General features: G+C 38.5%; 8 protein-coding genes. 6 read left to right on the plus strand and 2 right to left on the minus strand.

Annotated features, from left to right (window positions below; translation table 11 throughout):
* The first annotated feature begins 80 nt into the window (after positions 1-80).
* From JOC48_RS11900 to JOC48_RS11920, 5 genes are all read left to right on the plus strand, one after another.
* Positions 81-2,141, plus strand: a complete 2,061-nt coding sequence (locus JOC48_RS11900; RefSeq protein WP_239584335.1) for a beta-galactosidase — start codon at positions 81-83, stop codon at positions 2,139-2,141.
* A gap of 145 nt (positions 2,142-2,286) precedes the next feature.
* A complete protein-coding gene (locus JOC48_RS11905) occupies positions 2,287-4,512 on the plus strand; it encodes an alpha-galactosidase (protein WP_204499956.1) in 2,226 nt (741 codons plus the stop codon).
* A 426-nt stretch (positions 4,513-4,938) separates the two neighbouring features.
* Positions 4,939-6,864 (plus strand): PTS mannitol transporter subunit IICBA, encoded by a 1,926-nt coding sequence (locus tag JOC48_RS11910; protein WP_204499958.1) that lies wholly within the window; start codon positions 4,939-4,941, stop codon positions 6,862-6,864.
* A gap of 103 nt (positions 6,865-6,967) precedes the next feature.
* The gene (locus JOC48_RS11915; protein ID WP_204499991.1) at positions 6,968-9,055 is read left to right on the plus strand and encodes a BglG family transcription antiterminator; all 2,088 of its coding nucleotides are present in this window, start codon (positions 6,968-6,970) and stop codon (positions 9,053-9,055) included.
* Positions 9,056-9,060: 5 nt separating this feature from the next.
* On the plus strand, positions 9,061-10,203 hold the full coding sequence (locus JOC48_RS11920) for a mannitol-1-phosphate 5-dehydrogenase (protein ID WP_204499990.1): 1,143 nt from the start codon (positions 9,061-9,063) through the stop codon (positions 10,201-10,203).
* Positions 10,204-10,268: 65 nt separating this feature from the next.
* Here the strand turns inward: JOC48_RS11920 and JOC48_RS11925 are convergent, their stop codons facing one another.
* Both JOC48_RS11925 and JOC48_RS11930 read right to left on the minus strand, forming a co-directional pair.
* Positions 10,269-10,805, minus strand: a complete 537-nt coding sequence (locus tag JOC48_RS11925; protein WP_204499961.1) for a DUF2179 domain-containing protein — start codon at positions 10,803-10,805, stop codon at positions 10,269-10,271.
* Between the two features lie 161 nt (positions 10,806-10,966).
* Positions 10,967-11,383 carry a DUF1284 domain-containing protein gene (locus JOC48_RS11930; RefSeq protein WP_204499963.1) on the minus strand — a complete coding sequence of 139 codons (417 nt, stop codon included), beginning with the start codon at positions 11,381-11,383 and terminating at the stop codon, positions 10,967-10,969.
* Between the two features lie 241 nt (positions 11,384-11,624).
* Between JOC48_RS11930 and JOC48_RS11935 the strand changes: the two genes are divergently transcribed.
* Positions 11,625-12,281, plus strand: coding sequence for an SGNH/GDSL hydrolase family protein (locus JOC48_RS11935; protein WP_204499965.1), 657 nt, complete (start codon positions 11,625-11,627; stop codon positions 12,279-12,281).
* Positions 12,282-12,406 lie beyond the last annotated feature (125 nt).

Here is a 12,406-nt window from a genome sequence, read left to right on the forward strand (position 1 = left end):
AGTATCGACGAGGGGTAAGGAATGGAGAATGTGATACAAAGAGTTTTTTAGACCAACTAATACGAAAGAGGGCGAAAACTATGGCAAAACGTGAGAAGACATATGTAACAAAAGCTAAGAATATGCTCCACGGTGGTGATTACAATCCAGACCAATGGCTGGACCGTCCCGAAATATTATCTGATGACATAAAATTAATGAAGCTTTCTCATACGAATACCTTCTCAGTAGGTATTTTTGCTTGGAGTACACTGGAGCCAGAAGAAGGAAATTATCAATTTGAGTGGCTCGATGAAATCTTTGAAAACATCCATGGCATAGGAGGAAACGTTATTTTGGCAACTCCAAGTGGTGCTCGTCCAGCTTGGATGTCACAAAAATACCCAGAAGTATTGCGTGTAAACAGCAGCCGCGATAAGCAATTACACGGTGGACGCCACAATCATTGCTTTTCTTCGGAAGTGTACCGTGAAAAGACAAAACAGCTGAATCGTCTACTTGCAGAGAGATATGGTGACCATCCAGCGTTGTTAATGTGGCACATATCGAATGAATATGGTGGGGAGTGTCATTGTGACCAGTGTCAGGCAGCGTTTCGAAGTTGGCTCAAAGAAAAATACAACAATGATCTTAAAGCATTAAATGATGCGTGGTGGGGACCGTTCTGGAGTCACACTTTCTCTGACTGGTCTCAAATTGAGTCACCATCACCACTCGGGGAAAGTGCGGTTCATGGCTTAAACTTAGATTGGCGTCGGTTTGTTACTGACCAAACCATATCATTCTATGAAAATGAAATTGTACCGATAAGAGAAATTACGCCGGACATCCCAATCACTACAAACTTTATGGCAGATACGTTTGATTTAATTCCTTTTCAATCATTGGACTACAGCAAATTTGCCAAACATGTCGATGTCATCAGCTGGGATGCTTATCCTGCTTGGCATAATGATTGGGAGTCAACCGCAAATCTCGCAATGAAAGTAGGCTTTATTGATGACCTTTACAGAAGCCTAAAACAGCAACCATTTTTATTAATGGAATCAACTCCAAGTCTAGTAAACTGGCATGAAGTAAATAAGGCAAAACGCCCTGGGATGCATTTATTGTCTTCAATGCAAATGGTTGCCCACGGTTCGGACAGTGTAATGTATTTTCAATGGCGGAAATCAAGGGGTTCTTCAGAAAAATTCCATGGTGCTGTTGTAGACCATGATAATAGCTCAAACAATCGTGTATTTAAAGAAGTTGCTCAAGTGGGTGAGACGTTAGAAAAATTAACAACCATTGTTGGAACGAATCGTCCTGCTGATGTAGCAATTCTTTACGATTGGGAAAGTAACTGGGCGTTAAATGATGCACAAGGTTATGGCCGGAAAACAAAACAATATCCACAAACGTTGCAGCAGCATTATCGTCCGTTCTGGGAAAAAGATATTCCTGTCGATGTCATTACAAAAGAACAAGATTTCTCAGAATATAAGCTATTAATCGTACCGATGCTTTATTTAATGAGTGAAGATACCATTGCACGCTTGAAAGCATTCGTGGCAGATGGAGGACGATTAGTTATGACATATATAAGCGGTATTGTAAATGAACATGACTTAACTTACCAAGGTGGGTGGCATAAAGAATTACAAGAAATCTTCGGTATGCAGCCTGTAGAGACAGATACGTTTTATCCAAATGACCGCAACTATGTAACCTTCCGCAATAAGCAATACGAATTGAGAGATTATGCAACTGTGCTAGAACTAAACACAGCTAATACGGAAGGTACGTATGTAGAAGATTTTTATGCAAACACACCAGCGGTTATTAGCCATGATTTTGGTAAAGGCAAAACTTACTATATTGGTGGGCGTATGGAAGCAGAATTCCATACTGATTTTTATGAAGAGTTAATGCAAGAACTAGTGTTGGAGCCTGTAGTTCGCGTTAAACATGAAAAAGGTGTATCCGTGCAAACGAGACACGATAACGATAGTAAGTACGCATTTATCATGAACTTCACTGAAGAAGCCCAACCAGTTGTATTTGAATCAACGGTAAAAGATATAATTAGCGGAGAAGAACTCACCGGTGAAGTAACTCTTAAAAAATATGAAGTTAGAATTGTCGAAGAAAAGAAATAGGGTGTTTTCCTTCGTAACATAAGAGTAACCCCATAAGTTTAATGAACTAAAATTAAAGACATCCATTCTTAAGAAAATAAAGACAAGAGTGGATGTCTTTCCCATGCAAAGTCTATAAAAATACTAATTTGCAAGGAGAGTTGTTATGCCAATCCTATTTAATGATCAAACAAGAGAGTTTCACCTTCAAGCAAGAAACACTAGTTATATTTTTAAATTACTAGAAAATAATCATCTCGGTCATATTTATTATGGCAAAAGACTAACACACCGCAATTCATTCGAGCGATTGTATTACGTTAGTCATCGTCCGAATACCAATTATGAATATGAAGGCAATAGCGAATTTTCATTAGATATAATTAAGCAGGAATACCCGGCATTTGGTACGACTGATTTTAGAGAACCTGCTTACCAAATTTCACAAGAAAGTGGAAGTAATACAAGTAATTTTGAATACAAGGAACATAACATTTACAAAGGGAAAAAGAAGTTAGAAGGTTTACCTGCTACGTATGTGGAATCAGAAACTGAGGCCACTACATTAGAAGTTTGTTTATACGATTCCGTAATAGATGCAGAAATTAAACTAACCTATACAGTCTTTGAAGAGTTGGATGCAATCACGAGAACAACGAAATTCATTAATCATGGGAATCAGAACCTAAATCTTACAAGGGTAATGAGTGCCAGTATTGATTTCTTTGACTCAGATTTTGAAATGATCCAGCTTTCTGGTTCATGGGCAAGGGAAAGACACATAATAACGAGAAAGCTAGTCCCGGGCATCCAACGCATTAGTAGTGCACGAGGAGCAAGCAGTGCCCAACAAAATCCATTTATTGCGTTAAAAAGACCTACTGCTGATGAACATCAAGGTGAAGTGTTTGGTGTTAGCTTAGTGTATAGCGGCAATTTTTCAGCCCAAGTAGAAGTCGATCACTATGATGTTAGTCGTTTAATGATTGGAATAAACCCGTTTAACTTTAATTGGTTGCTAGAAGGTGGCGAAAGCTTTCAAACGCCGGAAGTGGTGATGGTATATTCTGACCAAGGGTTGAACGGTATGAGTCAAACCTTTCACGAATTATATCGAACCAGACTAGCTCGTGGCACGTGGCGTGATCAAGAAAGACCTGTATTGATTAACAATTGGGAAGCAACTTACTTTGATTTCGATGAACAAAAGATTGTTGATATCGCTAAAGAGTCGAAACAGCTGGGTGTTGAGTTGTTTGTACTTGATGATGGCTGGTTTGGAAAAAGGGATGATGACACAACATCACTAGGTGATTGGTTTGTGGATGAAGCTAAATTACCGAACGGTATAACTGGTTTAGCTAAGAAAATAACAGATTTAGGATTAGATTTTGGTTTGTGGTTTGAACCGGAAATGGTATCAAAAGTCAGTGAACTATATAAAGCTCATCCGGATTGGGTGATACATAGACCAGAACGTAAAATTAGCCATGGTAGAAATCAGTATGTCCTAGATTTTTCCCGTCAGGAAGTAATTGACTATATTTACGGATTGATGGCAGATATTTTACGTGAAGCACCAATCTCTTATGTGAAGTGGGATATGAATCGTTACATGTCTGAAATAGGTTCTGTAAACCTTCCAGCTAATCGTCAAAGAGAAGTTGCTCATCGATATATTCTCGGTGTTTATGAGTTATATGAAAGATTGACTAGTGAATTTCCAGGTGTTTTGTTTGAATCATGTGCAAGCGGTGGCTGTCGCTTTGACCCAGGATTGCTTTACTATGCCCCACAAACGTGGACAAGTGATGATACAGATGCTGTTGAACGGTTAAGGATTCAATATGGTACATCGATGGTATATCCAATCAGTACGATGGGTGCTCATGTTTCGGCGATTCCTAATCACCAAGTAGGTCGAATTACTAAATTAGCTACTCGTGCGAACGTTGCATATTTTGGTGCATTCGGATATGAACTAGATGTAACTAAAATGAACGAAAAAGAAAAAGACCAAGTGAAACAGCAAATTCAGTTTTATAAAGCAAATCGGAGTTTAATTCAAAAAGGAATATTTTACAGGTTGGAAAGCCCTTTTAACGAAGAGACAAACTATACTAGTTGGATGGTCGTCTCCGAAGACAAGACTGAAGCAATTGTAGGTTATTTTCAAATATTAGCATCCCCGAATCCTGGTTTTAAACGCCTAATTCTTCAAGGGTTGGAAGCAGATGTCGAGTACCGCATGGATGGGACTGAAGAAACATTTTACGGCGATGAATTAATGCAGGCAGGATTACAACTTGAGAAGTACTTTGCTGATCGTCTAACAGGGGACTTTACATCCGTGATTTTTAAGTTAACTAGCGTTGAAAAATGCTTTCAGTAGAAAATGAAATACTAACAGCGAAAGAGGGTTAATTTTACTTAGATATTGGACTCGTCTAAATACTAAACAACTAGCTAAAAGATATCCATATCATATGGAAGCCTATATTATTGGTAAAGAAAAACTGGTAAAAGAAATTGAAAAACAGGCGCTAAATTGGTACTGATTTAGGACAAGGGGACATCAATCTCCTTGTCCTTTTGCATTTTGTGCAACAGAGGAACAGGTTCTCCTTCGACAAAACATGACAAATTCCGGGTGGTTCCAGGCACCAAAGAATAACAGTTTAAAAATGAGAAACAATAAGTTTGTCATTAATCGTACGACAAAGTTAGTTTTCATTATCGTTGAATGAACAGCTATTACTAAACTATGCTAAATAAGGACATCATTAGAGATAATTTTCTACATGAAAGGAAGAGTGAAATGGCTCAATCAAATATTAAAGTTGCAGTACAGAAGTTCGGTAACTTTTTGAGTTCGATGGTTTTACCGAATATCGGTGCTTTTATAGCCTGGGGATTAATTACCGCATTATTCATACCAACTGGGTTTATCCCAAATGAAAACCTTGCCTCATTAGTTGGTCCAATGGTTACTTATCTGTTGCCTCTACTTATTGGTTACACAGGTGGTAAGCTTGTCCATGATCAGCGTGGTGGGGTTGTCGGTGCAATCGCTACGATGGGGGTTATTGTTGGTGCGCCTGATACTCCGATGTTTTTAGGTGCGATGGTTATGGGACCACTCGGTGCATATGTTATTAAGAAATTTGATCAAGCGATTGAAGGAAAAGTAAGAGCTGGGTTTGAAATGCTCGTTAACAACTTCTCGGCAGGTATCCTTGGTGGTTTGCTTGCAATCCTTGCTTTCTTAGGTATAGGTCCAGCTGTCGACGCTTTTACAAAAGTACTTGTTGCAGGTGTTGACTGGTTAATTGATGCTGGATTATTACCATTAACAAGTATTTTAATTGAACCTGCAAAAATTTTGTTCTTAAATAATGCAGTTAACCATGGTGTGCTGTCACCAATCGGGTTAGAACAGGTTCAGGAGGGTGGACGATCGATTCTATTCCTTCTTGAAGCAAACCCGGGACCAGGTCTTGGTGTGTTATTAGCTTTCATGCTATTTGGGAGAGGGACTGCAAAGCAATCAGCTCCGGGAGCAACGATCATTCATTTCCTTGGTGGTATTCACGAGATTTACTTCCCGTATGTGCTGATGAAACCAATGTTAATTGTCTCTGTAATCCTTGGTGGAATGAGTGGCGTCTTTACGCTTGTACTTTTAGGTGGAGGTCTCGTTGCACCGGCATCGCCTGGTAGTATTTTAGCGATTACAGCTGTTACCCCTCCACAGGGTATGGTATATGTAGCAAATTTCGCAGCAGTAATTGTAGCAGCGACCGTTTCCTTCTTGGTATCTGCTGTAGTGATTAAATCAGGAAAACAAACAGATGAAGATATTGAAGAAGCGACAAAGAAAATGGAACAAATGAAAGGGAAGAAAAGTTCAGTGGCTGGAAAAGCAGCTGAAAAAGCAACAGAAACGAAAGGAACTTTGCCTGAAGAAGTAAATAAAATTGTGTTTGCATGTGATGCAGGAATGGGATCAAGTGCGATGGGGGCTTCCCTTCTTCGCAAGAAAGTAAAAGAAGCAGGCCTTGATATAACGGTTACAAATACATCAATCACTGATATTCCAAGTGATGCCCAAGTTATCATCACACAGGAAGAATTGACACCTCGGGCACAGAACAAGCTTCCAAGTGCTTATCATATATCAGTGGATAATTTCTTATCAAGCCCTGAATACGACAAGCTTATTTCCAGTTTGCAAAATAAAATAACAAGCGAGCAGGCAGAGCTTGTAGAAGAATCTGAGGAAGATGCAGTAGACGTAGAACCGAATATGGATAAAGATGATGATTTATTACTTGAAGAAAACATCTTTATCGGCAAGGAATTCTCTTCAAAAGAAGAAGCAATCCGCTTTGCTGGAGAAGTGTTAGTCAAAGCCGGATATGTGGAAGATAGCTATGTGGATGCGATGATTGAACGAGAAGAGATCACATCTACTTATATGGGCAATAACGTGGCTATTCCACATGGTACAGAAGATGCGAAGAAAGCTGTGATTAAATCTGGCTTTACGGTTATCCAAGTACCTAACGGCGTTGACTTTAACGGGGAACAAGCGAAAATGATTTTCGGAATTGCTGGAAAAGATGGTACACACCTAGAAATCCTTTCCGATATTGCAGTCATTTGTTCAGAACAGGAAAGTGTCGATCAAATGGTACAAGCAAAAACGGCAGAGGAGTTAAAGGGTATTATCAACAGTAAATAAAATAAAAAGAATGAGAAAGGTGGGGGTTTCCTACCTTTCTGTTCTACTTTGGATGCTTTTTTCTCTTGAAAAAGGATTTATTTCATTGAAATGAGTGAGAACAATGTTTATTACATCAAGGGAAAAGTCCATCGTTGACTTAATCGTAAAGACAAAAGGAAAGCATACTGTACATTCTCTATCTACGTTCTTAAACGTTAGTGTAAGAACGGTACAAAGAGATTTAAAATCAGTAGAAAAGATTTTAAAACAATTTGATTTAGAGCTAAAACGTACTTCAAATGATGGTCTTTTTATAAAGGGGAAAAATGAACAGATTTACAGACTTGTACAGAACTTAACAAGTGTCAACCCAACCGATGAAACGCCTGAAGAAAGAAAGCTCAGTTTACTTGTTATACTGCTGCATGAAGGTCCCTCTTTTAAAATACAGGTGCTCGCAAACCAACTTGGAATCAGCACTGCTACGTTAACGGCCTATCTAGATGATGTAGCAGAATGGTTGACGAAGTTTTCAATTACCGTTACGAGAAAAAGGGGAGTTGGGGTGGAACTGTTCGCGGAGGAAGCGAACAAGCGACATGCGCTTACGAGCTACTTTTTAATTTATTTTTATGAAGAATTAATTGAAAATCTATATCTGCTGCAACGGGGAATTAAGCAAAATGAAGCAATTCTAGGTTATTTTTCACCCCGGTATTTGTTAGTGATCGACCAGTTGGTGAATCAAAAAATAAATAAAGCTCAAACAAGATTAGCGGACAGTGATTATATCGGACTGATTGTTCATATTTGCGTTACCATTCAGCGAACGGAAAATAACTTTTTGCTGGAACAAGAGGGTGAAGCAATACATAAATATACGAGTGAATTTCAATTGATGGAGAAGGTATGCCGGGAGTTAAAGGATAAACTTTCGATTCCCATCACAAATCATGATGTTAATTTTTTAACGGTAATTTTACGAGGTTCTAAAGTTCAAGCAGCAGATGTTGTTTATTATGACAGTGTTTTGCTGGGAAAGCTGATCAAAAATATCATTCAAAATGTATCTTCTACGCTACATGTGGATCTATCCGATGATTTTTCGTTGTTTCAAGGATTGCTGGCACATATGGAGCCTTCGATTTTCCGTTTGAAGCAGCAGTTGGAACTATTTAACCCTTTAACAGAGGAAATAAGAAAAAAATATCCGGTTTTATTCAAGACAATTAAGAAAAGCCTAAAAAATGAATTTAAAGATATCGACTTTCCAGATGATGAGGTTGCCTTTATCGTTCTACACTTTGGTTCGGCGTTGCTGATGAATGAAGAAAAGGTAAGAATCAAGGCCGTTGTCGTTTGTCCGACAGGCATTGGAGCTTCTAAGATGTTGGCAAGTCGTATGAAAAAAGAGCTTGCAGAGATTCATACTGTAGAAATTTTATCGATTAACGATTTTCAAACAGCAAACCTTCATGAATATGATATCGTTATTTCTACTGTCAGGCTTCCTTTTACAGATTTTGATTATATATTGGTAAGTCCACTATTAAGCGATAAAGATATTAGGTTCATCGAAAACTACTTGCAGCATAACTTGGGGAAGTTAACAAGAAACAAGCAGTATTTGAACCCGGAAAACCAGAAAGATGACTTGACTAACAACAAACAACCAAATGTGAAGAGACTGTTACAGGGAATAAAAGATGTCCATTCCAGTATGGATTCAATTCTGAATAATCTAAGGGTGTTTCGAAACCATCATATCGACGACCATTGGAAGGTTTTAAAAGAAATGGTAGAACAGGCCGAACAAGACGGGTTGATTACAAATTCCAATAGCGTTTTAAAGCATCTGGAGGAACGAGAGAAGAAAGGCGGTCTTGGGATACCGAACACAAATATGGGGCTTTTTCATTGCCGTGAAGAAAGTGTACAGGAACTCATATTCCAGGTATCACATTTAGATTATCCTTGTACAGTCAAAGGGATGAATGGACAGGAAATGCAAATGAAAAATCTGCTTCTCATGCTGGCACCAGAAAATATGAGTAAAAGGGAGCAGGAAATACTAAGTATCATTAGTACTAGCTTAATCGAAAGTGAAGTAGCAATGATGATTTTTTCATCTTCAAATGAAGCGATGATTCGAAATAAACTAGAAGATTTATTTTTAGATTATCTACAAAATAATTTGATAAAGGAATGATGATGTTGAAGCAAACCGTTCATTTTGGAGCAGGAAACATTGGCAGAGGCTTTATAGGAGCATTATTTTCCCAGTCTGGCTATCATGTTACATTCGTAGATATTGCGGAACAAATCATTAATAAGTTAAATGAAGAGAAAAGTTATCAAGTGAAGTTAGCGATGGAAGATGAAGAAACAATGACAATTGAAAATGTTTCTGGTTTGAATAACATAAATCAGGAAGACGAAGTGGTAACAGCGATCCAGAATGCAACCTATCTGACTACAGCGATTGGCCCGAATATTTTACCAAGAATCGCACCATTAATTGCTCGTGGAATATCTGAACGTTTAGCTGGAACGAGTGAAAAGCTTTATGTGATTGCATGCGAGAATCAAATCGGAGCGACTGACATTTTAAAGAAGCATGTCGTAGAGAACCTTGACGAAGAAACGAAAGGAAAACTAGAAGGACGGGTCTACTTCTTTAACTCTGCTGTTGACCGTATCGTTCCAATTCAGGACCAGGACTCACTTGATGTGCTGGTTGAACCGTACTATGAATGGGTCGTAGAAACAAAAGATGATATTCCACCGGTAACAGGAATGAAAATGGTAGAGGATCTTGCACCGTTTATTGAACGGAAATTATTTACGGTGAACACAGGACATGCAGTTATTGCTTATCTTGGTTACCTTGAAGGGAAGTCAACCATCGATCAGACATTAGCGGATGAAGAGGTTGCAAATCAAGTCAGGGAGACATTAAAGGAGACAGGGGCCTATCTAGTTAAGGAATATGGCCTTGATAAAGAAGAGCATTTAACCTATATCAATAAGAACATCGAACGCTTCAAAAACCCATATTTGAACGATAGTGTAACTAGAGTAGGAAGGGCGCCAATCCGCAAACTGGGTCCTGAGGACAGATTAGTTCGCCCAGCAACACAGGCACAAAGAGCAGGATTGTCTTATACAAACCTGGCGAAGGCGATTGCTGCTGCGTTATTGTTTGATGACCCAGAAGACGAACAAGCAATGGAAATCCAAGAAATGATTCAAGGAAACGGTCCTGCTTATGTATTGAAAAACGTAAGCGAACTGGATGAAGATAGTGAAATCACAAAAGAAGTAATTCGCCATTACGAGACATTAAAAATTAAATAGGATAGGACAGGGGACAGACCCCTTTCGGCAAAATGCGACAAAATCCAGGTGGTGTCAGGCACCGCCTAAGGATTTTCTTTTCGTTTTCTTGCCTTTTTCATCGCCTTTAATAGATAGCCGCCTTTAAATTTTCGGGGTTCATACGAAATAATGAAGGCGTGTGGTTCATATTGGTCAATCATGTTCATTACTTTTTCTTCCATACTTCTTTTTGTCAAGATTTGAAGCTGATAACGGACGCTGTCTCTTCCCATTCCTTCAAATACGGTAACTCCAAACCCATTGTCCCGAAGAGTTGAAACAAGATCAGAGTTCATAGTCGTTAAGTTAACAGTAAGGGCTGTATATCCTAAAGCCATTTTATTTTCAATATAACCCCCTAAAAAAATACCAGCTGCAAAACCCAAGGCATAAACAAGCATTTCAGCAATACTTTGCTCACCGCTGAGGACAATCGATAAACCAAACACATAAATCAATGCTTCCAGAAACCCAAAAATAGAAGCAAGAATACTCATATTCTTGACAACAAATATAATTCGAAGAGATAAAGTAGGTACTAATATGATTTGTAGTAAAAAGATCAAAAGAATGCTAGACATAGTAATTCCTCTCTTACTATAAGGATTTTTCCGTAAAAATTCATAAGTTACTTCTAGCATTACCAAAAACTGAGAAATAATGTATAGGTTCCTAATCCCGATCCCTGTAATGTGTTAAGAATGGGGTTCCTCAAAACGGAACAATAATAAAGGGGAAGGACTTATTTAATTTTTCTTAAGCCCTTCCCTTCAATCATCTCTTGAATACCTTCTTCACAAACCCCATAAGAACGCCAGGAACAAGATTTACACACAATTTGAATATCGGAGGGGACGACATAGTTTCTGATACGGGACTCAATATCTTCCCACTTCAGAATTTGTCCGGTTTGAAGACACAATTTTTCTAAAATAGCGGTATCTCTTTCATAGATAGTGTTGTCTCGGCAGTGGTATTTACCTGAGTTGGGGTATTTTTCACACAATTGATCTGGTCCTTTGACAAGCTGAATACCCGTCTTGGGGTTGTTTCTTAAAGTTTGATGCAAACGTGTCATGTTTTCTACGTATTCCTGTGAATAGCCCATTCCCCGATAACCAAGAAGGCAAAAAAGGTGATGACCACGTAGCTTATACATAGTTTTCCTCCAGTTTAACAGGTTAGAACAAATATAAATGTAAACTAAAATTGTTGATTAGTTAACATATATTGATTCAATCTTAACACATCGCATCAGATCATGGGAATTTATTTAACCAAATGGTTTCTTAGGGACTAGGAACCTGTCCCTCCGTCCCTCCCTGTAATGTGTCATGTTGGGTTTTTTTTGTAATTGGTTGTAAAATAAGAGTGATGTTAAAAGATTGGGAGGATGTTAAATGGAATTTAAAAAAGACCAAAAGTTGTTATTTATTGGTGACTCTATTACGGATTGCGATCGAGCCAAACCTGAAGGAGAAGGATTGTTTGGTGCATTAGGAAATGGTTATGTTTCTTTTGTAAACGCATTCTTAACTTCTACATATTCTGAATTGGGTATTAGAGTAGTAAATAAGGGGATATCAGGGAACAAAGTTCGAGACTTAAAGGAGAGATGGCAGGAAGACGTAATTGATCAACAGCCAGATTGGTTATCGATTATGATCGGGATTAATGACGTATGGAGACAGTATGACGTGCCATTTATTAAAGATAAACATGTGTACATAGATGAATATGAGGAAACGCTTCGAAATCTAGTTGAAAAAACGAAGCCAATGGTAGAGGGATTGGTGCTCATGACACCTTACTATTTGGAATCAAACAAAGAAGATAGAATGCGGCAAACGATGGATCAGTATGGTTCTGTCGTTAAAAAAATAGCCGAAGAAACAGATTGTATTTTCATAGATACGCAAGCTGTTTTTCATAATGTATTAGAAAAGATTTACCCAGCGGCATTAGCATGGGACCGTGTCCATCCAAATGATGCAGGGCACCTTTTACTAGCACGAGCTTTCCTCAATAAAGTTGGATTTGATTGGAATAAGGAATAAGTGGGACAGAGGGACAGGTCCCGTGTCCCTAAGGGGTCTGTGATATTATCCCCTTATAGTAGACACAGCACTAGTGGGGTGTTACGTTGTCGCTATAAGGGGAGATTTTTGTGAGTAATAAAAGA

Origin of the sequence: Aquibacillus albus (assembly GCF_016908325.1) — a bacterium.
In the GTDB taxonomy this organism is placed as follows: Bacteria; Bacillota; Bacilli; order Bacillales; family Amphibacillaceae; genus Aquibacillus_A; species Aquibacillus_A albus.